Annotated in this window: 18 protein-coding genes and 1 pseudogene; 9 read left to right on the forward strand and 10 right to left on the reverse strand. The window is 54.1% G+C overall.

Translation table 11 applies throughout. The annotated features are described in order from the left end of the window. Positions 1 to 21: 21 nt before the first annotated feature. Positions 22 to 366 (reverse strand): nuclear transport factor 2-like protein, encoded by a 345-nt coding sequence (locus D4100_RS10800; RefSeq protein ID WP_119804325.1) that lies wholly within the window; start codon positions 364 to 366, stop codon positions 22 to 24. 35 nt (positions 367 to 401) lie between these two features. Here D4100_RS10800 and D4100_RS10805 point away from each other — a divergent pair. Next, a pseudogene (locus tag D4100_RS10805) lies at positions 402 to 1,238 on the forward strand (transposase); the annotation flags it as partial. 153 nt (positions 1,239 to 1,391) lie between these two features. Here the strand turns inward: D4100_RS10805 and D4100_RS10810 are convergent. From D4100_RS10810 to D4100_RS10820, 3 genes are all read right to left on the reverse strand, one after another. Beyond that, positions 1,392 to 2,267, reverse strand: coding sequence for an HNH endonuclease (locus tag D4100_RS10810; RefSeq protein ID WP_119804326.1), 876 nt, complete (start codon positions 2,265 to 2,267; stop codon positions 1,392 to 1,394). Further along, positions 2,267 to 3,913 (reverse strand): AAA family ATPase, encoded by a 1,647-nt coding sequence (locus D4100_RS10815; RefSeq protein WP_119804327.1) that lies wholly within the window; start codon positions 3,911 to 3,913, stop codon positions 2,267 to 2,269. The genes D4100_RS10810 and D4100_RS10815 overlap by 1 nt, the downstream gene beginning before the upstream one ends. A gap of 472 nt (positions 3,914 to 4,385) precedes the next feature. Next, positions 4,386 to 5,273, reverse strand: coding sequence for a MurR/RpiR family transcriptional regulator (locus D4100_RS10820; RefSeq protein ID WP_119804503.1), 888 nt, complete (start codon positions 5,271 to 5,273; stop codon positions 4,386 to 4,388). Positions 5,274 to 5,685: 412 nt separating this feature from the next. Here D4100_RS10820 and D4100_RS10825 point away from each other — a divergent pair, with 412 nt between their 5' ends. Then, positions 5,686 to 7,815 (forward strand): TonB-dependent siderophore receptor, encoded by a 2,130-nt coding sequence (locus tag D4100_RS10825; protein ID WP_119804328.1) that lies wholly within the window; start codon positions 5,686 to 5,688, stop codon positions 7,813 to 7,815. Between the two features lie 111 nt (positions 7,816 to 7,926). Here D4100_RS10825 and D4100_RS10830 read toward each other — a convergent pair whose 3' ends face one another. Together D4100_RS10830 and D4100_RS10835 are read right to left on the reverse strand one after the other, a co-directional pair. Beyond that, positions 7,927 to 9,192, reverse strand: coding sequence for an MFS transporter (locus D4100_RS10830; protein WP_119804329.1), 1,266 nt, complete (start codon positions 9,190 to 9,192; stop codon positions 7,927 to 7,929). A 53-nt stretch (positions 9,193 to 9,245) separates the two neighbouring features. Continuing rightward, complete coding sequence (locus D4100_RS10835; RefSeq protein WP_119804330.1) at positions 9,246 to 12,365, reverse strand: beta-galactosidase; 3,120 nt, start codon at positions 12,363 to 12,365, stop codon at positions 9,246 to 9,248. A gap of 393 nt (positions 12,366 to 12,758) precedes the next feature. On the opposite strand from D4100_RS10835, the gene D4100_RS10840 reads away from it, so the two are divergent. After that, positions 12,759 to 13,823 carry a LacI family DNA-binding transcriptional regulator gene (locus tag D4100_RS10840; RefSeq protein WP_119804331.1) on the forward strand — a complete coding sequence of 355 codons (1,065 nt, stop codon included), beginning with the start codon at positions 12,759 to 12,761 and terminating at the stop codon, positions 13,821 to 13,823. A gap of 87 nt (positions 13,824 to 13,910) precedes the next feature. On the opposite strand, the gene D4100_RS10845 is transcribed toward D4100_RS10840, so the two are convergent. From D4100_RS10845 to D4100_RS10860, 4 genes are all read right to left on the reverse strand, one after another. Then, the gene (locus tag D4100_RS10845) at positions 13,911 to 14,900 is read right to left on the reverse strand and encodes an isopenicillin N synthase family dioxygenase (RefSeq protein ID WP_119804332.1); all 990 of its coding nucleotides are present in this window, start codon (positions 14,898 to 14,900) and stop codon (positions 13,911 to 13,913) included. 27 nt (positions 14,901 to 14,927) lie between these two features. Then, positions 14,928 to 16,355, reverse strand: coding sequence for an amidohydrolase family protein (locus tag D4100_RS10850; RefSeq protein WP_119804333.1), 1,428 nt, complete (start codon positions 16,353 to 16,355; stop codon positions 14,928 to 14,930). Positions 16,356 to 16,366: 11 nt separating this feature from the next. Further along, complete coding sequence (locus D4100_RS10855; RefSeq protein ID WP_119804334.1) at positions 16,367 to 17,356, reverse strand: ABC transporter substrate-binding protein; 990 nt, start codon at positions 17,354 to 17,356, stop codon at positions 16,367 to 16,369. Between the two features lie 262 nt (positions 17,357 to 17,618). Then, positions 17,619 to 18,542 carry a LysR family transcriptional regulator gene (locus D4100_RS10860; protein ID WP_119804335.1) on the reverse strand — a complete coding sequence of 308 codons (924 nt, stop codon included), beginning with the start codon at positions 18,540 to 18,542 and terminating at the stop codon, positions 17,619 to 17,621. Between the two features lie 224 nt (positions 18,543 to 18,766). On the opposite strand from D4100_RS10860, the gene D4100_RS10865 reads away from it, so the two are divergent. The 6 genes from D4100_RS10865 to D4100_RS10890 all read left to right on the forward strand — a co-directional run bounded on the left by D4100_RS10865 (position 18,767) and on the right by D4100_RS10890 (position 24,216). Next, positions 18,767 to 19,735 (forward strand): PDR/VanB family oxidoreductase, encoded by a 969-nt coding sequence (locus D4100_RS10865; protein ID WP_119804336.1) that lies wholly within the window; start codon positions 18,767 to 18,769, stop codon positions 19,733 to 19,735. A gap of 20 nt (positions 19,736 to 19,755) precedes the next feature. Beyond that, complete coding sequence (locus D4100_RS10870; protein ID WP_119804337.1) at positions 19,756 to 21,036, forward strand: amidohydrolase family protein; 1,281 nt, start codon at positions 19,756 to 19,758, stop codon at positions 21,034 to 21,036. Further along, complete coding sequence (locus tag D4100_RS10875) at positions 21,026 to 21,496, forward strand: RidA family protein (protein WP_119804338.1); 471 nt, start codon at positions 21,026 to 21,028, stop codon at positions 21,494 to 21,496. The genes D4100_RS10870 and D4100_RS10875 overlap by 11 nt, the downstream gene beginning before the upstream one ends. 21 nt (positions 21,497 to 21,517) lie before the next feature. Beyond that, positions 21,518 to 22,396, forward strand: a complete 879-nt coding sequence (locus tag D4100_RS10880) for a creatininase family protein (RefSeq protein WP_119804339.1) — start codon at positions 21,518 to 21,520, stop codon at positions 22,394 to 22,396. Positions 22,397 to 22,477: 81 nt separating this feature from the next. Continuing rightward, the gene (locus D4100_RS10885) at positions 22,478 to 23,392 is read left to right on the forward strand and encodes an ABC transporter substrate-binding protein (RefSeq protein WP_244941664.1); all 915 of its coding nucleotides are present in this window, start codon (positions 22,478 to 22,480) and stop codon (positions 23,390 to 23,392) included. Then, positions 23,389 to 24,216: an ABC transporter ATP-binding protein gene (locus D4100_RS10890; RefSeq protein WP_119804341.1), complete on the forward strand. Its 828-nt coding sequence runs from the start codon at positions 23,389 to 23,391 to the stop codon at positions 24,214 to 24,216. The genes D4100_RS10885 and D4100_RS10890 overlap by 4 nt, the downstream gene beginning before the upstream one ends. The last annotated feature ends 2 nt before the right edge of the window (positions 24,217 to 24,218 follow it).

The following is a 24,218-nucleotide window of genomic DNA, read 5'->3' on the forward strand; positions in this document are numbered from 1 at the left end:
ACCTTTCAATTGACGTGGGCCTTAGGCCGGCATGGGGTCGATAAACACGTAAAGTTTGGTGATCTTGCCGTCGAGGATCTCGACAACATCAAGCCCGGTTATCGCCGGTGGCCCTTCTTGCGGCCCGAAGTGCCAGCGCAGGCGGCCGATACCGTGGTGCCCGACCGCCGGCCCGAAGGTGCCGAAAACAAAGCCCGCAGGCGCCTGCGATAACACCTCGTTGACGACCTGTTCGATACCTTCATACCCGCTCGCTTCGACGCCGGGTTCGTAAACCAGGACGTTTTCGGCATAGATCTCTCGGATCGCCGCACGGCGCTTCTGCGTATCTGGCTCGGCGAACACGCGATGAATAGGCGCCTGCATCACGGCGTCGTAATCGATAAAGGTTTCCCTGGATACTTCAGCAACTGGTTGAGCAACGTCGTCAGTTGGTTGAAGATAAACGTCGTTTTGTGAACCGGATAATCAACACGCTTAAACAGTATTATCCTCAGCCACTGGAGTGGTTCTCACATCGGGGTAGCTTACTATTGTGTGAGCTGATTATCCGGTGGCCCAGTTTGCAACAACTGAAACGAGCCAGGCGCGACACGATCCGCAACTTTCTGAATGCCAAAGGTGGCCGCGCAATAGCCCTTACCGAGCAGCGTGTTGCGAGTATTGATAACGCGATCCCATTGACGACAGACCCGAGTGTTATAGAGGCTAATGCTTTGATGGCAACAGTACTGGCGACACAAATTAAAGTCGTGAGTGAAATCATCAAAACCTATGACGAACGAATCGAAGCGCTGTTTGACACATTGCCAGATGCGGGGCTGTTCAAATCACTTCCGGGCATGGGGCCGTGTATGGGCCCACGGATGCTTGCTGCACTGGGTGATAACCGTGACCGGTTTAACAGCGCTGAAGAAATTCAAAACTACGCAGGTGTTGCGCCGGTGACAGAACGAAGCGCCCAGAAATCCTGGGTTCACTGGCGATGGCAGTGTGCCAAGTTCGTCAGGCAGACCTTTGTTGAATGGGCTGCCAAGACGGTTACCTCATCATACTGGGCCAGACTTTATTATCAGGGACTGCGAGAAAAAGGAAAATCTCACCAATCTGCAATCCGGGCTCTGGCATTCAAATGGATAAGGATCATTTACCGCTGCTGGAAGACCAGAACCCAGTACGATGAAGCAAAGTATTTGCTGGCTCTCGAAGCGCGACAGTCGCCCTTACTGAAGCCATAAAAAGCTTGTCGAATGTCTCAGGGCGTGAAGCGGAAGTTCGCTTTAAAGGGTAACTAATCAGCTTGTCTGACGATCTCTGAAACAGAGTGAGCCACTTTGCTAAAATACTTACACATAGGCCTATGCTGTTCATAAGCCTATGAAAAAAATTAGTCAAAAATCTAAATCTACCGCATGATTGGACTGTTGATGCAAATTTTCTGCAGGATGCAAGGAATTCATGTAATCAATAATCTCTTGATTTTGTAACAAGGCAGAATAAAATGCACTCTGCCAATCTTTACCAATGTCTGGCTGTGGAATCTCTGATAAACGTTGCTTTAATGCTGTACTCACGTCAAATTTTGCATTGGCCAATCTTCTCTTCCATTGCCGGAATTCCTTTTTGCAATAATGAATAATTCGTGATTTAATTTTTAATTTTTCCGCATGAATAATCACTCGCCTTTGGTCATCAGCCTGAGTTTCTATAATTCTTTTTAACTTTACCACTACAGATATATCATTGCTTTCAGTATTTAATGAGACATTCATTGAGAAACGAAAATTCTCCAGAAAATTGAAATAAATAGGATGTATAAACATAGCTAAATTATTTTCAATGCAATAATAATGCTCGCCTTTTACTGGAGCGCAACCTCTACACTGAGGTACTAGATTATTAGGAAAAATAGAAAATTCAGGCCATTTTCCTTTAGGGATAAAATGATCTAAAGTGTCAGGAATCATTGGGTTTCCGCAGTAAGGGCAAAAGGAAAGTTCGTGTTCATTTCTTCTTTCAAGTAATAATTTGTTTAATTCCTTTGGTGCTTTTTCATAATAGTCAATTAATAGATCAGAATGTTGTAGGAATGCACTATCAGGTAGCGCATCATTACTAGAATCTATCAGGTTATCATATGAGCTATAATTCTCAGAGAGTTCTTCAGCTATAAGTTCAAGTTGTTGAACATTTTCTTTTTTACTTCCTCTTGCCGCATCAAGCCATGTGCAAGGCTGATTTTCCATGAGCTCGCCTAAGTATTTCATTATTCATCCTCAACAGACATCTTGTCATCATCTGATTTTGAAAGTGCATAAGCTAATGCATCATTGCCGATATACCCCTTAATTTCAGAAATAGATGAGCTATCGCGAATGAAATATTTATCAATCTCTTTTTGATAAGGCTTGCTTACATATTCATCATCGAATACTTCCGAGACTATTACATCAATTGACTCCCCATATGTTTCAACTGAGGATCTAAATACTTTAGTGTTCCCTTCAATTTTTCGTAATATAGTTACTGCATCTCTTTCAACTTCACGTGTCAATATTGATGAATGAGTGGCAATTATAGAAAAAGATTTTGTTTCATCCAAAATGTTCTTGAGCATGTTTATCAAACCAACTTCAAGCTCAGGGTGTAAGTAAAGCTCAGGTTCATCGAGGATTAATAAACTTTCTTCTTCAAGCTCAGATATTATTGCCGGAATCATATATGTATAAATTTTCTGACCTGAGCTTAGAGGGATTATGGCACCGTTTTTTTTAAAGATTAATCCTTTTTTTAAATTTATGTTTTCTTTAATGCTATTGATTTTGGTTTTTTCGTTTATGCAAATTTCTTCACCACCATTATCCAGTGTCGATATTGAATCAAATTCTATTGAAATGGATAATGTTTCTTTTAGAAGTTGAAATCTCGTTTTATCATTCCACCAACCGTTTTCTTCATCATAACTAAGTATTTTAATAATTGATTCAACGCTTTTTAAAACTGGGTATTCCGGGTCAAAGATTCCATCCTGATTTCTAAACCCTATATAAGAGTATTCATTTACATGTAAACGTTTTCGTTTCAAGCTTTTTTTGTTAGCCAAAGAGCCTTGCCGTGAATATTTTACTGTTAGCTTATTGAATATTTCATTTTCCGTATAGAAGTCTTCAAATGGTGAGTGCGCAATAACTATTAACTTGTGAAAATAAGGTGGGTGCTCTTCACCGTCTGTAACACCTGTTATAACTTCACTTATTCTCTTCAATATATGGGTTTTGCCAACACCATTCTTTCCGATTATAAGACAGATATTTGACTTCCCAACCTTTCTATCCATGTTAAATTTAAAATTAATAGGGTCAAAACTATCACCGAGGCTTTCAATGTTCAGGTCAAATTTAGTTTTAGGATTATATCTCCCCAGTGCTATTTGATATCCTTTTTTCAAAATTGCAGCAGAAGAACTTCCTCTCATTAAACTACCTGAATATCCACCCCATTCAGAGTATTCTCCTTGATTCCCGAGAAAATACCCTGCATCACATAAAGATTCTAGCAGGGAATCTATTTCCTCAGATTTAAATAGTGTGTTTATCTTTTTATAATAGTCTATATCTTCACCAATCGAAACCAACTTATTTTCAGACAGTACGCCATTAATATTAATAATTTTTATCTCAATTTCTTCACCATATTCTTTAAAGTAAAGTGATGTATTTTCATTTGCTTTGGAAAGCATTTTTATATTGCCAATTTTTATCTTATCAATATCTCTGACATAATATACTTTGAACGTAATGATATATCCGAAGTCATCCCATGGAACTCCATAGTTTGTTCCTATATGATCCTGAAGCAAATGAATCCCAGGGTATTTATCAATCATTAATGTTTCCGAGTAGTAATAATCCATTTTAACTCCTTTGAGTGAATAATTATCTAAAAACGCTCATGAGAATTTATTCATTAAATTGCATACATTCTCTTAACATAGTGTGAGTTTATAGCATCGTTTTTTGAAGCTTAATGCTTTGGTGATTTTCCAATAAAACATACAGCCCCAGATTAATAGATAGTGTTAACACTCTTAAAACAAGATTTACACTGTGAGAGAAAAATATAACAAAAAATTATCATTATGTAAGCCCCTTAGCATAGGTTTATCAGTTTTTACCACATAATCGAATAAATATGTGCGTTAGTGAACTATTCATAACTGTTAACGCTAAGTGAGATTTACAACGTCCGCTCCGGCACTAACCCGACAATCAGTACCTGACCACCAAGCGCCGAGCTAGTTGCCTACCCAACAACATTCCCCCACGCCCTCCGCCCACTCACCTAAAACTACACCACCAGATGCCAGAGACCAGGCGCTTCCCCCACTACTTCCTCCCCGCCCCTTTAAGCCCGCGATTTAAGTCCTGAATGCGTTTCATGGTTTTCATAGTGCGTGCAGAGGTGGCCGAAGCGACGGAAAGGATCAGCATTTCCAGGCACACCAATACGGTGCCATGCAGCGGTAAGCGGCCATTCTCGCCGCCGCGGGGAACGTTGATCACGACATGCGCTTCCCCGGCAAAAAACGAGTCGCTGGCGTTGGTCAGCAAAATAATCGGGATGCCGAGGCGCTTCGCTTCGCGAATAGTTGTCCTCCCTTCCCTGTGCGCCGACTTCTGCGCCATCATAATCAACACGTCGCCGCGCTGGAGGGTGATCAACTGTTCGGCGAGGGCAATGCCGGAGCGGTTAAGCGATACCGCAGGAATGCCGATGCGATTAAACAGCCGGGTGCTGTAGTCGGCCAAAATCCCCGAGGCATTAATGCCGAATAGCGCCACCTGGCGTGCCTCAATCAGCAAGCTCACCGCTTGCGAGATGGCCTGGCGGTTGTGCGGTTCAGATAACACGTCGCAGGCGCGCTTATGCCCCCCCAACACGAAGTCGATGCCGGAATTGATGTCACAGGCCAGATCGCTCACGGTAGCGTTCATCTTTTCTTCGGAGTTAACCGCAGTGCCGAACCAGGCTTCCAGCGTGCTTTTCATGTCGCGCAAGCCGGCAAAACCCAATGCCTGCACCGCCCGCACCACGGTGGCATCCGAGGTGCCCGTCGCTGCGGCAATCTCCATGGCGCTCGCTTCCATTACGGACTCGCGATGCTCATGGATGTAGCGCACCACCGCCTGTAATCGTGGAGAAAGCGCCGCCGCACGCGCGCGGTAACGTTCGCCAAAAACATCGACACGTTTTTTTATTTCATTTCCCGTTATCGCCATATGTTTGCTCAATCCGTTTGTTTTTTATTGGTTTATTGACCCAAGGCCGTGCTGCAAAGGCCTCTTCGTTCGCGCTAAATGTAGTAGCTATCAGGCTTTTAAAACAATCATATCGCGGCCTACCGACGGAAAACCGTCGCCAAATCGCAACAAAAAATCAAGAAAAATACTTTAAATACAAATCACTAAGTGAAAACAATCACCCACATAAAACGCGTCATCTTTTTGCACGCTGTTGTAGTGACGGGTTGAATTTTCATATTTACTACTACATTGCCTTATGATTGAATGATTATCAATTACATTGATACAAAGACTTCCCTTACCCTGGCGGTTTCACTTAAAAACAGCCGGGTTTTTATTGGCAAAAGAAAATAACAACATCATTAACACCGGGTTTAATTAGATGAATAACAATAAATCGTTTTACTTTAAACGCAGCTGCCATCCGGCCATTCTTGCCGCAATCTATGGCGCCGCGTTTTTCACCTCAGGCACCAGCTATGCCGCATGGGACGACAATACCCTCACCGTTACCGGGCAAGCGGCAGACGAACAGGGTTACAGCGCCAGCAGCAGCTCCGTTGCCGGCAAAACGCCAACCGCCAGGCTGAATGAAGCGCAATCCGTCAGCGTAGTTACCCAACAGCAGTTAGAAGACTATCAGGCCGAAAGCCTGGCCGATGCGATGCGTTTTGTCAGCGGCGTAGCCGAAGGCAACACGCTGGCGGGTACCGAAGATGGCTTTGTGCGCCGCGGTTTCGGTTCCAACTCGGACGGCTCCATTTACCGCGACGGCGTGCGCAGCAGCCAGGGGCTGAATTTCGATGCCACCACCGAACGCGTTGAAGTGCTGAAAGGCTCGGCTTCGCTGCTGTACGGCATCCAAAATCCGGGTGGTGTGATCAACGTCGTCAGCAAAAAACCGCAATACGACTGGCACACCCGGGTCAGCGGCCGCTACGCCAGCGAAGGCGGCGGTGCAGGCACGGTAGATGTCACCGGCCCGCTCGGTAACGGTTTTGCCTTCCGGCTGATTGCCGAGAAACAAAATCAGGATTATTGGCGCAATTTCGGCAGTGACGAACACACCCTGATCGCCCCGTCGCTGCAATGGTTCGGCGAAAAAGCCAACTTCTTGATCAGCTACTCCGAATATCGCTACGACATTCCTTACGATCGCGGCACCGCCTTTATCGACGGCAAACCGGTCGACATCGGCTATAAAAACCGCCTGGACGACAAGGCCAACCATGCCTGGGGCCACAACAAAACGCTGAATGCCCAGTATGGCTGGCAGTTCAACGAAGACTGGAGCACCCGCCTGACGCTGGGCTGGAACCAGCGCCGCTACGACAACAACGAAGTCCGGGTGACCGGCATCAACACCACCACCGGCGCCGTCACGCGCCGCGCAGATGCCAACCGTGGCTTCAACCATAAAACCAAATACCTCTCCTGGGACCTGATCGGCTCGCAGAACATCTTCGGCATGACGCACGATATCGTTCTGGGTACCGATTATGAGATGAACCAGACCTATCGTGCGCATCAATACCAGGGCAAAGCCAACAGCAGCTTTAACCTCAACGATCCGCAATACGACATCCTGTCGCCCGTGACCAACGGCAGCACGGAAAACGTCGCCAACAGCAATAACCTGAACCGCATTCACAGCCGTTCGGTGTACGCCAAAGACAGCATTTCGCTGACGCCGGACTGGATCGCCGTGTTGGGCGGGCGCTATCAGCATTACGAGCAGCGCGCCTCCAAAGGCTTCAATCCGGTGGTGGAAACGCTGGATGACGAAGGCAACAAGTTCCTGCCGCAGGCTGGGCTGATTTATAAACTGACGCCGGATGTCTCGCTTTACGGCAGCGTCAGCAAATCCTTTACGCCGTCCACCAACGTCGACGATGACGGTGACGTCGGCAAGCCTGAACAGGGCACCACCTGGGAGATGGGCAGCAAGTGGCAGGTCTCGCCGCGCCTGTTCGCCAGCGTGGCACTGTTTAATATTGACGAACGCGACATGTCGCTCAGCATCAACGGCACAACGCGCGCTATCAATAAAGCACGCTCACGCGGTGCGGAATTCGAACTGAATGGCGAGATCTTGCCGGACTGGGAGCTGAGCGCCAATTACAGCTACACCAACGCCAAGATCATTGACGACGGCGAGAATTCCGCGAATAACGGCAACCGTCTGCAGAATGCGCCACGCCATTCAGGCGCGCTCTACCTGAGCCATAATTTGGTGATCAGCGGCATTCCGGGCGATTTCCGTGTCGGTGGCGGCGCGCGCTACGTCGGCACGCGGGCGGGCGATCCGGAGAACAGTTTCACCCTGCCGAATTATGTGGTGGCCGACAGTTTCATCGCGTGGAACAACCGCCTGTTTGGCGAGAAAACGCAGTTGAAGCTGAACCTGAACAACCTGTTTAATGAGCACTACTACACCTCCAGCGGCGGCAATCTGCGCGTGCGCGAAGGGGAAACACGTAATCTGATGGTACAGGCGAGCGTGGAGTTCTAAGCCGTTCCGTCCCCTTTAGCCTGACCGAAGAAAAAGCCCGCTCGGGGTAAACCTGAGCGGGCTTTTTGTCGGGGCCGTTCCCTGGCTCCCTCTATTGTTGGCGATAAGGCGTTACGGCGTGGCGGTGTCAGCCTCCACCGGTGTACGCAGGCCGCGCCCCGTCAGCGTGAAATAGGAAATGACGGTAAAGGTGGTGGTGATCAAGCCAAGGATCAGATAGGCCTGATGGAAACCCACCGAGTCATACATTCTTCCCACCCAGGCGGAAAGCACCACGCCCGAAAGCTGTTTGGACAAATTAAAACCGATCAGGAACAAGGTTGCCGACACCCGGGGATCAAACACCGAGGAAATATATTTAAAGGTGCCCACCAGCAGGAAAGGCAGCTCAAACATATGCAGCGTTTTCAGCACAATAACTTCAATGCCGCTGCTGGCGAAGGACGATCCGATAATCCTCACCGACATGATGGCACCGGCCACCAGCAGCGCATTTTTGGCGCCGATGCGGTTAATGATAAACGGGGCGCAGAACATGATGCAGGCGTTCAATAACTCCCCGCCGGTGGTGACGAAACCGAAGATCTCGGTGCCCCTTTGCGGCGATGAAAAGAAGCCTTTGAAAAAGTTGGCGAATTGCTGGTCGAACACGTCGTAAATACTGGCGACGCCAATCACGTATAACAAGAAGGCCCAGAAGCGCGGCATTTTTAACAGCTCCAGCGCCATGGCCAGCGAGAACTCGCGCTGATTCGCCCCCAGCTTGTCCATCACCTGCGCCGTCTGGTTCGGTTGCGGGCGGGATACAATCAACAAGACGGCCAGCACCACCCCGAACCCTGAGGCGATCCAGAAGGTAATGTTGGGGTTAATGCTGAATAGCAGCCCGGTTATCGACGCGCAAATGGCCCAGCCCACACAGCCGGAAACGCGAACCTTGCCGTATTCAAAACGGTTGGTGCGGCTGACGCGTTCAATATAAGCTTCCACAGCCCCCGCGCCGCCGGAGAACACAAACCCCAGGTAAAGGCCCCCCGCCAGCGCGCCGGCATAAATATTGTATTGCAGCAAAGGCGCCAGCACGTAGATAAAGAACGGTGCGAATAAAATCAAAAGAATGACAATCGCCCACAGCAGATGTTTGCGCAGGCCCAGCTTGTCGGAGATTAAACCGAAAGCCACCTGAAAAATAATGGCAAACAAGGCAATAAATGAAAAAACCATCCCGGTTTCAGTTTTGGTGAGGTGATTGACATCCGAAAGCCATATCGGGAAAAAAGGGAAATACGCCGACATGATGAAATAGTAGAAAAAGAAGAAGAGCATAAAATAAATAAAGTTATGCCGTTCCTGTGCCGAGAGCTGAGTCAATTTCATAGTGTCACCTGGATTATTATTTTTTAATGGGGGGAAGATTCCCCCCTCCACGCTTACTGATGCTTAATACTGACCTGATAACGCCACTGCGTTTCCTTTAACAACCACTCTTCATGCACGCTCGGCGTCCAGGAGTCATCGCCCCCCACGCCCATGTGCTGCGCGTCCAGGGTGATCCAGATACCGGGTTCGGCGCGCAACAGATGCCAATGATCGACGTCCATCAACTGCTTGCTGCCGTAAGGCATGATGGAGAAATGGAATAATCCGTCGACGCGCCAGGCTCCCCAATTGAGCTCATGGGTGTTGCAACGCAAGCCATTTTCCGTGGGGAAGACGTACGGGGTGGCCATCTCACTCAACGGCAGGCGCCAGCGTGAGAAACAGGCGCTTTTTTGGCGATCGGGGTAGTTCTCATGCGGCCCCAACCCTAACCACTCGACTTCTGCGGAAGCCGGTGTGGCCTGGAAAACCATGCCGATACGCGCCAGTGGCGGCAAATGGCTTGCGCGCTCCCCTTCGACGTTGATCTTCAGCGCGCCGTGGCCATCAATCGTCATCTGCCAGTGGCTGACGATCAGCACCTCATCGCCATAGCGGTAATGGAAGGTGCTGCGGATCTCCACCCGGTCTTCGTAAGCCGCCGCCGTGCACTGGGCGCAGGCTCTCTCCATGTCATAAAGCCCGGCTTTTTTCCAACGTTCCACCCAGGCGTTAGGGTCGCATCGTTCAACTTCACTGACCCCAATGTCGTTATCCAGCGGCGCGCGAACAAACTGGTCGGTGAACGGGCTAATCAGTGTGTTTTCACCCGCCACCGTCCACTGCGTCAACAAACCGCTCTTGCGGTCGATAAACCATTGCTGTTCGCCATGCAGCACCCGATAAGCGTCTTCATCAATCTGCAGTTCAGGGCGAACGCCGGGTTTTGGCGCATCCGGCAACGCCAGCGCCGTCGGCAAGCGGAATTGCTGCCATGCAACGCGGTGCCCGGCCGATGACCAGGCGGTAGCCTCCGGCTGGATAACTTCAAGGATCAGAGTGACATTGCGGGTATTCGCCGGCAAATCGATGCGTTCCGCCAGGGTGACGACGGCATTGCCCTGCGGCGGGAGGTCCAACGCCACCTCGCCAGAGCGCCATTCGCGCCCATCCTGTTCAATGCGCCAGTGCAGTGTTTCATTGTCGGTACGGCGGAACAGATATTCACTGCCGACAGCCACCTCGAGCGGCGCATGGCTCACCAATGAAAACTGGAAGAACTGCTGCGCATGTTTGGCTTCATGGAGCGAAGGGTGTGGCGTGCGGTCGGCAAACACCAGGCCGTTCATGCAGAACTGCCGGTCATTGGGCGTGTCGTTGAAGTCGCCGCCATAGGCCGGTGCGGGCGAGCCATTCTCATCGTTTTTAAGCAGCGATTGATCGGCCCAGTCCCAGACAAACCCGCCCTGAAGCCGCGGATACTGACGAAATGCCCGCCAGTACTCGTCAAAATTCCCCAGGCTGTTGCCCATCGCGTGGGCGTATTCGCACAGTATCAGCGGGCGGTTTTCGCCCGGCATGCCGACCCATTTTTTTATCGACCATTTTGGCACCCCGGGGATGAGTTGATCGTCATCCACCCTGGCATACATCGGGCAAAGGATATCCGTTGCCGCGCTGTTGGCCCCGCCGCCTTCGTACTGAACCGGCCGTGTGGGATCACTGCTTTTGATCCAGCGGTAAAGCGCATCATGCAAACTGCCATGCCCGGACTCATTGCCCAGCGACCAGATAATGATGGAAGGATGATTGCGGTTACACTGCACCATGCGGGTCACGCGGGCGCTGTAAGCCGGGAACCAGCTCGGATCGTCACTCAGCCGCGCCATCGGCACCATGCCGTGAGTTTCGATATTGGCCTCATCCACCACGTAAAGGCCGTAGCGGTCACACAGCTCGTACCAACGCGGATTATTGGGGTAATGCGAACAGCGCACGGCATTAAAGTTGTTCTGCTTCATCAGCAGAATATCCTGAATCATGTCCTCTTCGTTGATCGCCTGGCCGCGCTCCGGGTGGTGCTCATGCCGGTTGACGCCACGGATCAGCAGCGGCTTGCCGTTCACTTTCAGCAATCCGTCCGTTATCTCTACGCGGCGAAAACCGGTGTCCGCCGCCTCGGCTTCAATCAGCTCACCATCGGCGCCGTAAAGCGCAATGACGGCGCGATAACAATGAGGTAACTCGGCGCTCCATAAATCCGGCGCCTGCACCGGCAACGCAAAGGTCACCCGATCGGCATAAGCCCCCCGCTCGTCAATCGGCTCGGTGCCCAGCGGCTTGCGTTGGCCGGCGATTTTTTCATCGCCTCGCCACAGGGATAAATCCACCTGCAGCCCCGCCGGCTGGGCTTTCCCCGCTGCGACCTGCACCGAAGCCTGCAAGGTGCCGTGCCGATACTCCGTATCCAGCCCGGCGGTCAGTTGAAAATCGGTAAGGTGGGCGTCCGGCTTGTGCAGCAATGACACCGAGCGGTAAATGCCGCTCATGCGCCACATGTCCTGATCCTCAAGCCAGGTGCCCGAGCTCCAGCGCATCACCATCGCGCAGATACGGTTGCCGCCGGCATGCAGCGCGTCGGTTAAATCGAACTCGGCCGGTAAGCGGCTGTCCTGTGAATAGCCAATCCACACCCCATTGCAAAAAAGGTGGAACGCCGAGTTCACCCCGTTGAAGATGATTCGGGTTTTGCCTGCCTTCAGCCAGGCTTCCGGGATGTCAATCTCGCGCGAATAGCACCCCGTCGGGTTCTCCTGCGGCACAAAAGGCGGTTCGGTCGAGATCGGGTAGCGGACGTTGGTGTAGATCGGCGCATCATAGCCGTCCATCTGCCAGTTGGAAGGTACAGTTACCGGCCGGCTATCCGGGCCATCCGCCACTAACCAGCGCGGGTCCGCCGCTTCGGGCTGCGCCAGATAAACAAACTGCCATTCGCCATCCAGCGAAACGCACCGATCGGAGCGCCGGTTATCCCAGGCCTCTTCCACCGCACGCCAACTGCGAAATTGCGGGTGGGCGGGTAATCTGTTGAGGTGGGTGACGGCCGGGTTCTGCCAGTCCTGCCGGGCCAGTACCTGATGGAGAACGCTGTCCGGCGGGTTATCGTTTACCGAATAAAGAGGCTGCTTCATAACAATCCTTACCTGCTGTCATAGGGATGTATAGCGCTATACATTTTCAGTCGAGTAAATACGAGATACATATTGGCGGGCAATGAATTTGGTGGTTATCTTTGAGGTCAATCACGCTATTTGTTGATTGTTTCCTATAATGTATTGCGCATGACATTAAATGTTTTTTTAATACATTTTCAGACAAGACGGCGCCTTGCAGGCTAAATAACGGCGTTTAATACCGCGACACCCAAACTTGAGACGGGTGGGGAACATGCGGGTTAGCCGACCGTTGAGCGCATGGACGCGCGATACGAGCCTCCATGGACGGATTCACGGCGTATCGGCGCTCTGCATGTTCCTCACCTGTAGCACTATTTAACGCTGCACTTTCATTGCGAGATTGAATGGATGAATAAACGGCAGGCAACGCTGGAAGACGTGGCAAAACAGGCGGGAGTCTCCCAGCAGACCGTGTCACGGGTGTTGAACAACCCGGATATCGTCTCCGAACGCACGCGCAATAACGTGCTGGGCGCGATGAATACGCTCAATTATGTGCCTAACCGCTCCGCACAGATCCTGGCCGGCAAAACCTTGCCGACGTTTGGCTTGCTCACCACTTCCCTTGCGCTGCATGCCCCTTCGCAAATCGCCTCAGCGTTCAAGCACCATGCGGAATCGGTGGGGTATCAGGTGGCGATATCGATGTTGAAAACCGGGCAGCTGAACGTCCTGCAATCGGCGCTGAATGAGTTTCGGGCGCAGAAGATCAACAGCGTGGTCATGAGCCTGCCGCTGGAAAAAGCCGATGCGGAAACCCTGGCGCGGGATAACCCGGACATACGGCAACTGTTTCTGGACGTGCCGCCCGCCGCAGAGGTCTGTCACCTTGGCTTTCTTCACAGCGACGGCACCGCCAGCAGCGTTAACCTGCTTCTGGAGCTGGGGCACCGGAAATTCGGCTTGCTGGCCGGCCCGGAAAGCTCCATTTCGGCACGGCTGCGTCTGGCCTGTTGGCGCGACACCCTGTATCAGGCGGGCATTGCGGAGACAGATACCGAGTACGGCGACTGGAGCGCCAACAGCGGCTGGGTAAAAACCGTGGAATTATTCAGCCGGCACCCGGATATCACGGCGATGCTGGTCGCCAGCGACCAGATGGCGTTAGGGGTCATCAGCGCCTTGCGGCAACTCAACAAGCGCATACCGCAGGATGTGTCCGTGATTGGCTATGACGATACCCCCGACAGCCAGTATTTCCACCCGGCCCTGACCACGGTGAGGCAGGACTTTGATCTGATAGGAAAACGTGCGGTCACCCATTTGTTGAACATGGAAAATCAGCCGCAAGAGGCGTTTAACGACCTGTTACCGACCACCCTGGTTATCCGGCAGTCCACCGGCAAACCGGACGCCGCAGGTTCGGAGAGCGCCCTCGTCAGGCAACTGAAAGCGCTGGTGCAGCAGTTGTAATATTCCCCCGAAATCCTGCCCCGCCCGGAAGCAGAATTTCGGCATGACTGGCCCCTTTCCTATGGCAATGTTGCGCAGGTTAGAACCTCATCCCTGCGCAAAATTGGCCTGAATACGCTGTTGCAGATAGTCTTCGGCGCTAATCGCCGGGTACTTTGCCTGTGGCCCCAGAATAACGACGTCTTTATTGGCCTGGCAGAAAAACGCCAGGCTGTAGCGCGCGCCCTGATACTCGCCGGGCAGCGGATTCCTTACCCGGTGGAAATTCGAGGGTAACTGGTCGTCACTCCAGCGCATCAGCATGTCACCGATATTGCAGGTAATCACCTCTTCACGCGGTTCGATGCTGGTCCACAACTGGCTTTCGCGATCTTTCCCCGGGCAAACCTGCAGCCCGCCCTGACCGGGGCGTTGGAATAACAGCGTCAGGCAGTCAAAGTCGGTATGGGCACCGGCGCGCCACATCCCCTGCTGCGACTGTTCAGTGGCGTAGTAATGCAGCATGCGCAGGGTGCTCTGGTAAGTTTGCCGGTTGGGGTTATGCGCCTGCTCGAAAAAGTGCTCGGGGAAACCGAGTTTGAGCGCAAAGCATGAAAGCAGCTTCATCCCCAGTTGCCAACATTGAGACTCAAAGGCCAACAGCGTGTTTTTAAACCCGGGCAGTTCCTGCTCGCTCGGCCACAGCGCCGCCATCAGCGGGCGAGTTATCTGATAAGACTCCTTCTGGTCGGGCATTTTGGTCGAAGGGCGCACCTGGGACTTATTTTCCCAACCGGCGTTTCGCGCCAGCGGATACTGCGCTTTCACCGCCTCGGGCAGCGAGAAGAACCTCTCGGTCATGCTGAATGCCTGGCGGATATCGTTCAGCGCAATGCCGTGGTGGCTCACCTGAAAGAAACCGATTTCAACCGCCGCCTGCCAAAGCTCATCGGCGATCTCGCTTTTGCGCCGCTCAAAGTCCGACAGGTCAATGCAGCGAACCTCGCGGGCAAAAGTCTCTTCACCCATCGCGCCCATTTGCGCTTCCTTTTCCAGTTCTTGCAGGGCATAGCCTTGAGGTTGAATTGACTGCGTCATAATAATTTTCCTTCTGAATCGATAGAATTAACCGACTACGCGTTGCTGCAAAGTACGGACGGCGGACATGGCCTGATGACGCATCTGCGCCAAATCGAGGCCCGGTATCACGTCGTCTTCGACGATAACGCGGCCGTTAATCATGAGCGCCTTGAGCGATGCCCGGCCGCCGCAGGCCACCGGCCCCACCGCCATATCATGCAGGCCGAAATAACGCGGGTCGTCCAGCCGATAAATCGCGATATCCGCCAGCATGCCCACCTGCAAAGCCCCGCTTTGCTGCAGGCCAAGGATCTGCGCCCCACCCCTGCTGCCCCAACGCACCACGTCTTCGATGGTCGCCGCGTCGCCGCCACCTTCGAAGGTACCGCCGTCGTAGCGCGGCTGAGCCTGCATTCCCTTTCTGGCGCGCTGCAAAAGCCATGCGGCATGCGTCTCGCTCTGCATATCGGCCGCCTCGTTCGACGCGGCACCGTCGACGCCCAACGAAATGGGCACCCCGGCTTTTTCCAATGCCGGCAAGTCGGCGATACCACTGCCTAAACGCCCGTTACTCTGCGGGCAGTGCGCGATCCCGGTGCGGCTCTGGCCCAGCATCGTTATCTCCTGCGGCAAAAGTTTGACCAGATGCGCAAACCAAACGTCGTCGCCCAGCCAATCGTGCTCGGCGCAATACTGTACCGGCGTCATGCCAAATCGGGCCCGCGCCGCATCCAGATAATCCACCGTTTCTGACAGATGGCTGTGCAGACGAATGCCTAAACGGCGCGCCACCCCGGCCATCTCGCGCAGCTGTGGCCCCGGCGCCGAATGCAGCAGCGTTGTCGGCGCCATCACCACGCGACGCAACGACGCCGGGCGCGGGTCGTGATAGCGGCCGACCAAACGTTCGATATCCGCCAGATAATGTTCGACGTTTTCCGGGCGCAGCGCCTGCGGCAAATCTTGCTCAATCGCCCGCCCCTGCGTCGCACCTCCCCGGCACAGCACAATGCGCATGCCCAGGGCTTCCCCCTCGCTAAACACAATCTCGGAGGGATCGAACGGCATTCCCGGCCAGTAGAGGTAGTTATGGTCGGCAACGCTGGCGCAGCCCGAACGCAGCAGCTCAACCAGCCCAATACGCACCGACAGCCGAAACGTCTGCTCATCAAAAGCGGCGCGAAAACGGTAAGGCGTGGCGCTTAACCACTCGGTAAGGCTTTTGTTCAGCCCCAGAGGCTCCGCTTTGAGCAACGACTGAAACAGATGGTGATGAGTATTGACCCAGGCCGGATAGACCACGCAGTCGCGAGCGTCAATCAGCGGCTCATCAGGCTGTCGGGTCAACGCGCCTATCGCCTCGATAACGCCTTCCCGGACGCGAATATCCGGCCCGGCGTGGCGCGCCGCCTCACCCGGCAAACCGGTCAGAATCGCGTGCGCATTTTTAATCAGTAATGAGTGGGATGACATCGCAACGCTCCTCAGGGTTTGACCCGCATAGACTCGACGAACTCGGTGGTATAAGCCTGCTTCCAGTCGGTGTCCGCGTTTAGCAATTTGGCGTTAACCATAAAATCGCGGGTCTTCTGCCAGCGGGCTTCGGTCATGGTGCCCCAGCCTTGCGTAGCGGCGTCGCCGCCGTCAATCAGGTGGTGTTGTTTGATTTGCTGGACGCCCCAGGCCAACAGGTCATCGGTCATTTTGGGGTTGTCTTTTTTAATCAATGCATTACCGGGCGCCGGGTTTTGCAGATAACTCACCCAACCCTCCATTGAGGCGCGCACGAACCTGGCCATGGCGGCGTTGCGGCTCTGGGTCAGTTCGGGGCGGGTAATCAAAATGCCGCCATAAGGGGGATAGCCGTGTTCAGAGAAGAGGAAAAAGTTGGATTTCACCCCGGCTTTTTGCGCCTGAAAGACTTCAGAGCTGACATAAGCCTGCTGCGCCACGTTATCGTCGGCCACAAAGGGTTGGATGTTGAATGTGTAAGGGCGAACCTGCGAATCGTTCAGGTGGTAACGCTCTTTCAGCCACGGCCACCAGGTTGATTGGCCGGAGCTGGAAACCAGAATGGTTTTATCTTTAAGACCGTCGAGCGATGTGACCGAGGCGTGAGTCAGCAAACCCTGCGGGTCGAACTGAAAGGGGGCGGCGATGGCTTTGGCCTGAAAACCGCGCTGCACCGCCTCCAGCAGTTGGAGGTCATAGCCGATGATCACGTCGGCGCGCCGGGACAACAGCAACTGCATGCCGTTGATCTGCGGGCCACCGGACTGAATGCTGACGTCCAGGCCGTAACGCGAGTAAATCCCCGTCGCCAGAGCCTGATAATAACCGCCCTGCTCGGCCTGGGCGTACCAGGAAGTCAACAGAACAAGTTTATCGTCGGCGCGGGTCGCCTGAGAAAACGTCCCCAGTATCAGCGTGCTCAACACGCAGCAAGACAGGGGAATGCGGAATGTTATCTTCATTGCTCCTCTCCTTATCGTCGCCGGCGAGAGGGGCAAGCAATAGCGGCTCAGCCCCCTATCCGGCCCTGAATGAACCGCAAAATGGTTGCTGAGCAATGTCCCGCGCACGCATCTGCGCTGACCGCTTCTACTCAGGTTAAGCTATACAAGAACGATGCCAACTTGAGCGAGGCCCGGCCCCGCGGCATGCCGATGCATCGAACCAGCTTTCTCTTGCAACCTTTGATTCAAAGAGGGGCACAGAGCACCAAATCAGTGCGCACTAACTCGGTTCGCTGCCCGGCGCCTGAATCTGGCTAAACAGCATCTCCAGCTGTTTAAGCATCATCGACGCCGCTAAAGAGAGCTGCCTTGAAGGGGCGACGCACAGAGACAGCGTAAAAGATTTTAACTGGGGATCGGTGAGGGGGATAAACAGCAACTCATCGGCCAGCACCTCATCCATGATATCCAGCCAGCACAAAATGCCGATGCCGATTTTCTCTTTGATCAGAGAGCGGATCATATGAATGTTGTTCGATACCGCCACTTCATTGACGCTGCCGCCGTTAATGTTGATCAACGCCTCGACCGGCTCGGACAGCATCAGCGGCGCAGAGGGAATGATAAACGGGTATTCAAGGCATTGATTGAAACGAACGCCGCGCCGGCCCGCCAGCGGATGCCCTTTCGGCACCACAATCCCCAGATTGATTTCGGCAAAAGCCCGTACCTGCAGCTCTTTGGAACTCTGCGGATTCAACATAATCCCGAAGTCGGCATCGCCCGATATCAGCGCCTGCTGGATATCGATATTGTTCATCGTCGTCAGCGTGAATGAGATGTTCGGGTATTCCTGATGCACTTTTTTGAGCATCGCCGAAAAAAAGTGCCGATTTATCGCATCGATAGTCGCAATACGCACATGCCCTCGGCGCAACCCGCGCAGGTCGTCGAGCTGCTCGCAGACGCGGTAAAAATCTTTCTTCCAGTTGTTGGCGGCATGCAACAACAGCTCTCCCGCAGCGGTCAGCCGCAGCCCGGTGGGGTGGCGTTCAAACAACGGCATCGCCAACTCTTTTTCAACCCGCAATATCTGCCGATCGATAGACGATGCGGCAACGTGCAAGGTTTCGGACGCCTTGCGAAATGACCCCTGCCGGGCGACCTCGGTGAAATACAACAGAAAACGGGAGAATGCGAACATAGTCTGGGGTGCTCTCTTTTATGCAACGGGATGTTCGAATCAAAGCGCTGGACGCAACAGTTTTATAACAATAACGTAGCTTTCAGTGCAACGGGAACAATCGTTTCACCGCTTCAAAAGCGGCCGGGTCGCCTTTACTGGCTTTGCGACGGCGGATTGTGCGGTCAATAGATTGAAACACCCTTTTTATGACTTATTCATCCCGATAAATACGGTAAACGATAATGAAAGACGCCAAATTAATTCCTGTTACGGTCAAGACGATCGATAAAAATGGTTTTGGGAATATTTCATTGCAGCTTATTGCGCAGCAGGGCCACGCATTACCGACGTATTCTCCCGGTGCTCATATTGACATTTTCATTCCCGAAATCGGCCCTCGGCAATATTCGCTTTGCAGCGAAACCGGCAACGGCGACTATTATGAAATCTGCATCAAGTTATCGGCGGCCTCCTCCGGCGGCTCGCATTTTATTCATCACCACGTCAAGCCCGGCGACAACCTGACCATCTCGGCGCCGCGCAATCATTTCTTGTTGCCTGACGCGCGGCGTTACCTGCTGCTGGCAGGCGGTATCGGCATTACCCCACTGCTGGCGATGGCTGAGCAACTTACCAGTCAACAGATTGAATTTGAACTGCATTACTATGTTTCCAACCACCGGCAAGCGGCATTTTTGCCCCGTTTAAACGCCCCTGCGCTGGCGAAGCACACTTTTGTGCATTGCAGCGACGCAAACGATTCCCTGCGGCAGAAAACCCCCGTCAGCCTGTGCCAGGCGGACAAAGAAACCCAGGTTATGGCCTGTGGGCCTGACGGTTTTATTGAATGCCTGCGGGACGCCATGCAAAAACATCAGTGGCAAGCGGATCAATTATCTTTTGAGCGTTTTAGCAATACGCAGCCCATTAGCCTATCCGACGATCGGGTTTTTTACATCGAGGTGAATTCCACCGGGAAGCGTTATTTTGTGAACCCCAACCAAAGCATTGCGGAAGTATTATTGAGCGCCAGGGTCGATATTACGCTGTCGTGCGAACAAGGTATTTGTGGTTCCTGCATTACCGAGGTTATCGACGGTATTCCCGATCACCGGGACTGCGTGCTTACCGAAGAAGAAAGAGCCGAGAACACGCAAATTACCCTGTGTTGTTCGCGTTCCAAAAGCCCGGTTTTGGTCCTCGATCTGTAATGTCAACGCGGAGCCTCAAGATGAACATCGCAAATCCCGCCTCGCCGCTGAAGGGTATTGCCAACGTCCGCCTCCCGGCGTGGCTACTCCCCCAAGGGTGGCCGCAGTTGGCCGGCGAACCGGTGACAGCGGATGTGCGCTTTAACGCAGGAAAAATATCGTCGCTGACGCCCAGTCAGCCGCCACAGGGTGACTTGTGGGATGTTCACGGCGCATTGGCGTTGCCGGGACTGATTGAACCCCACGCGCATCTGGACAAAACCTTCACGATTGGGCGCAGCCGCCCGTCGCGGCCGGGCCTGCTGGCCGCAATAGAAACCCTGCATCAAGATCGCCGACACTGGACGGCTCAGGACCTCCACCAGCGTGCAAAGCAAGGGCTGGCGTGGGCGGCCGCCAACGGCGTTACCCATTTACGCACCCACATTGACTGGTTCGATCCCACACCGCCGGCCGCCTGGCTGGAACTGGCAAAGATTGCATCCCCCGGCGTAACGCTGGAGCGGGTGGCACTGGTGCCGCTGGGCTTTTTCGCCGACGCAGTTGCGGCGGACAGCATTGCTCGCGCCGTGGCGCAAAGCGGCGAACGCTGCTTGCTGGGTGGGTTTATTCACTCATCGAACTGGGATCCGGCCGCGATGACGAACCTGCTGCGTAGCGCATCGCACTGGCATCTGGATCTGGACTTGCATATCGACGAAGAGCTGACCGCCACCGCCAACGGGTTGGTCTGGCTGGCCCACTATTTGTCAGAAAACGATTTTAGCGGCCACATCTGCTGCAGCCACGGCTGCGCACTGGCCTGCGGCAGCGAACAACAGGCGCAGGAAGTGCTGGCCATGCTGGCGGCGCGGCGCGTCACGCTGATCGCGCTGCCGATGACCAATTTGCTGTTGCAGGACGCCGTGGTCGGCCGCACGCCGCGCCGGCGCGGAATCACCCTGGTGAAAGAAGCGCAAGCGGCGGGCGTTCCCGTGCTGCTCGGCTGCGACAACGTGCAGGACGCCTTTTGTCCGGCAGGCAGCTATGACCCGCTTGATACGCTGAGCTGCGGCCTGTTCTCTCTTCAGCTGGAAGACGTTTTTGACCGGCAGTCGCAGCTTATCTGCAACGTCGCCGCGCTGAGCGGCGCTGCAAACGCCGCCGTACCGCTGGCAGTGAACAGTGCCGCCAACCTGGTCATCTTCCCCGGCAGCGACAGCGTTACCTGGCCTTTAAACAGCGCCGCTCGGCTGGTTATCCGGCACGGCAAACTGATCTATCAACGCACGTGGAATCAGGAGTTATCCCATGAGTCTTGAGGCCGGGGCGGGCAAACCGCTCGCCAAATATGCCGCCTGGCGCCGCGCAGGCGATTTTATCTTTCTCTCCGGCATTATTCCCGTCAACCCGCACAGCGCGACTATCGTGCGCGGTTTTCAGGATATCCCCGCCGAAGCGCGGCGGCTGCTGGGCGAAACCGGCGAGTTCTCTACCGACGCCAAGCAAGGGCCGATTCTTGCTCAAAGCTGGTATGTGCTCGAGAGCATTCGCCACACCATTGAAGAGGCCGGTGGCCAAATGAGCGATGTGTTCAAACTGGTGCAGTACTTCCGCAACCTCGATCATTTTCCGTATTACAGCCAGGTCAGAAAACTGTTTTACCCCGGGCAACCGCCGGTATCTACCGTAGTGCAAGTCAGTGAAATGCTACCCAGCGCCGAGGTACTGATTGAAGTTGAGGCCACCGCCTGGCTACCGCAATCCCGCTTAACCCCATAATGTCCGACGACGAGGCCCTCTATGATTAACGGCTATATTCCCGCAGCGCGGTTCCTGCCTTTCCTCAGTTGGACAGCGATTGCTGCCCTGCCTGACAAAGCCAATACCGTTATCGTGTTGCCGACCGGTGCTATCGAACAGCACGGCCCGCACCTGCCTTGCTCGGTCGACAGCGTGATTTCTTCCGGCGTCGCCGGCCACGCGCTGGCTCGCCTGCCGAAAGATATCCCGGCTTACGGTATTCCACCGGTGACCTACGGCAAGTCGGACGAACATCTGAATTTTCCGGGGACGCTGACCTTAACCGGCGACACCTTGTTGCAGACGCTGCTTGAGATTGCCGAATCGCTGTATCGCGCCGGGTTCCGTAAGCTGTTGATGATTAACGGCCACGGCGGACAGCCGCAGGTTTTGCAGATGGCATCGCGCGAAATGCGTCTGCGCCACGGCGACATGATCATGATCCCCCACGATGTGTTCCGCGTGCCAAACGTTGAAAACCGGTTCCTCAGCGCCCAGGAGCAAAAAATGGCGATGCACGCCGGCCATAGCGAAACCGCCGTGATGCTGGCGCTGGCCCCTGAATGCGTCCATATGGAACACGCGGTCGCCAATTATCCGCCGGAGTTTCCCTGCCCGACGCTGTCAGGCGGCCGTCCCGCTGCCGCCTGGGTCTCTTACGACTTTGGCCCCAGCGGCGTGATAGGCGATCCGACCGAGGCCACCGCGGAACAGGGGCACGCCATTCTCGATTCCCTGGCGGCCAGTTGGGCACAAGCCATCACGGAGATCCACCTCATGGAATGGACAATACGCAGCGAACCAACCTGGGGAAAACACCACTGGAACGGCTTTGTGCAAACCACTTTGACGCCACCGTCTTCTTTTGCCTCCGAATAAGGAACTGCCGCGATGAAAACACTGCGCACACCGACGTCCCCCCTGCTTGTCCTGCTGCTGGCCGGGGTTTCCACTGCCGGTATGGCAGAAGAGAAATTCACCTTCCTCACTAACTGGTACGCCCAGGCGGAGCACGGCGGTTTTTACGAGGCGCAAGCCAAGGGGTTGTACAAAAATGCCGGCCTTGATGTCAGCATCAAAATGGGCGGCCCACAGGTTAACGTGATGCAATTGATGGCCGCCGGCCAGGCTGACTGCACGCTCGGCGACAACGGCCAGGCGCTAGAAACCTGGCAGGCCGGGGTGCACGCGATGACGGTCGCCACGGTGTTCCAGCATTCGCCCACGGTCTTTATCAGCCATGACAAGATTGATAAGCCGCAGGTATTGAAGGACAAAACCTTCCTGCTCGCGACCGAGGCTTACACCTCCTTCTGGCCGTGGGCCAAGAGCGAGCTGGGTCTGGCCGACGCCAAGGTCCGCCCTTATACCTTCAGCGTGCAACCGTTCCTGGCAGACAATAATCTGGTGCAGCAGGGTTACGTCACGTCTGAACCTTTCTCGGTCGCGAAAGGCGGCAAGCCTTTCTACGTCTATCCGCTCAGCGACTGGGGCTATCCGCCGTACGGCAATTCGATCATCTGCATGGTCGACACGGTCAAAAAACGCCCGGCTGCGGTGGCGGCCTTCGTGAAAGCGTCAATGCAGGGTTGGAAAGACTATTTGCAGGATCCTACCGCAGGCAATGCGCTGATCCGCAAGGACAACCCACGCATGGGTGCCGATCAGATTGAGTTTGGCATCGCGCAGATGAAGAAATACCAGTTGGTGACCGGCGGCGATGCGCAGACCGGCGGCATCGGGATCATTACCGAACCTCGGCTGAAAAAGACCTGGGACATGCTGGTGAAGAACAAGCTGATTGATGCCGACAAGGTGCCGCTCGAGCAGACTTACACCCTCGATATGATCAAAGACGCGAAGGTCATGCCATGAATGCCGTCGCCAAACTGACCGTGATGAGCGATGTCCGCTCCCCCACGCCCCCGGCGATACCGGCCATCGAGGTGCTGTCGGCTGAGAAAATTTACAGCAACGGCACCCGCGCGCTGTTGCCGGTCAATCTCACCGTTAACCAGGGTGAGTTCGTTACCCTGCTGGGCCCGTCGGGTTGCGGTAAAAGCACGCTGCTGAAAATGGTTGCCGGCCTGGTCGAACCCAGCGACGGCAAGCTGGTGCTGTGGCGCCGCGACAGTCGCGAAAAAACGCAGGTGCCGCTCTCCTTCGTGTTTCAGGAAGCGACGTTGATGCCCTGGAGCAATGTGCACAGCAACGTTCGTCTCCCGCTCGATCTGGCTGGCGTGCCGCGTGCCGAAGCCAACACCCGCGTCAGCGAAGCGCTGGAGCTGGTCGGCCTGGGCAAGTTCGCCAAGGTGCTGCCGCGCGAGCTTTCGGGCGGCATGCAAATGCGCGTGTCTATCGCGCGCGGGCTGGTGACGCGTCCCAAACTCTTGTTGATGGACGAACCCTTCGGCGCCCTCGACGAGATAACCCGCAACAAGCTCGACAGCGATCTGCTGCGCCTGTGGCGCGAGCAAGGGTTGACGGTGGTATTCGTCACCCACTCGATTCATGAAGCGGTATTTCTGTCGCAGCGGGTGATTATGATGGCGGCGCGGCCGGGGCGCGTGGTGGAAGATATCGCCATTACCGAACCCTTCCCGCGCAACGAGGATTTCCGCGTCAGCCCGGCTTTCTCACGTTATGCGAAGCAGTTGCAGGACAGCCTGCTGCAAGCCAGCCAATCAGGTATGGAGTAACG

The sequence above is a fragment of the Serratia inhibens genome, assembly GCF_003591175.1.
Taxonomy (GTDB): Bacteria; Pseudomonadota; Gammaproteobacteria; order Enterobacterales; family Enterobacteriaceae; genus Serratia; species Serratia inhibens.

Coding starts and splice junctions, on each gene's coding strand:
- D4100_RS10870 (WP_119804337.1), top strand. CDS start 19,756: ATGAACATCGCAAATCCCGCCTCGCCGCTGAAGGGTATTGCCAACGTC.
- D4100_RS10825 (WP_119804328.1), top strand. CDS start 5,686: ATGAATAACAATAAATCGTTTTACTTTAAACGCAGCTGCCATCCGGCC.
- D4100_RS10890 (WP_119804341.1), top strand. CDS start 23,389: ATGAATGCCGTCGCCAAACTGACCGTGATGAGCGATGTCCGCTCCCCC.
- D4100_RS10800 (WP_119804325.1), bottom strand. CDS start 366: ATGCAGGCGCCTATTCATCGCGTGTTCGCCGAGCCAGATACGCAGAAG.
- D4100_RS10875 (WP_119804338.1), top strand. CDS start 21,026: ATGAGTCTTGAGGCCGGGGCGGGCAAACCGCTCGCCAAATATGCCGCC.
- D4100_RS10865 (WP_119804336.1), top strand. CDS start 18,767: ATGAAAGACGCCAAATTAATTCCTGTTACGGTCAAGACGATCGATAAA.
- D4100_RS10855 (WP_119804334.1), bottom strand. CDS start 17,356: ATGAAGATAACATTCCGCATTCCCCTGTCTTGCTGCGTGTTGAGCACG.
- D4100_RS10845 (WP_119804332.1), bottom strand. CDS start 14,900: ATGACGCAGTCAATTCAACCTCAAGGCTATGCCCTGCAAGAACTGGAA.
- D4100_RS10810 (WP_119804326.1), bottom strand. CDS start 2,267: ATGAAATACTTAGGCGAGCTCATGGAAAATCAGCCTTGCACATGGCTT.
- D4100_RS10840 (WP_119804331.1), top strand. CDS start 12,759: ATGAATAAACGGCAGGCAACGCTGGAAGACGTGGCAAAACAGGCGGGA.
- D4100_RS10880 (WP_119804339.1), top strand. CDS start 21,518: ATGATTAACGGCTATATTCCCGCAGCGCGGTTCCTGCCTTTCCTCAGT.
- D4100_RS10835 (WP_119804330.1), bottom strand. CDS start 12,365: ATGAAGCAGCCTCTTTATTCGGTAAACGATAACCCGCCGGACAGCGTT.
- D4100_RS10830 (WP_119804329.1), bottom strand. CDS start 9,192: ATGAAATTGACTCAGCTCTCGGCACAGGAACGGCATAACTTTATTTAT.
- D4100_RS10885 (WP_244941664.1), top strand. CDS start 22,478: ATGGCAGAAGAGAAATTCACCTTCCTCACTAACTGGTACGCCCAGGCG.
- D4100_RS10850 (WP_119804333.1), bottom strand. CDS start 16,355: ATGTCATCCCACTCATTACTGATTAAAAATGCGCACGCGATTCTGACC.
- D4100_RS10815 (WP_119804327.1), bottom strand. CDS start 3,913: ATGGATTATTACTACTCGGAAACATTAATGATTGATAAATACCCTGGG.
- D4100_RS10860 (WP_119804335.1), bottom strand. CDS start 18,542: ATGTTCGCATTCTCCCGTTTTCTGTTGTATTTCACCGAGGTCGCCCGG.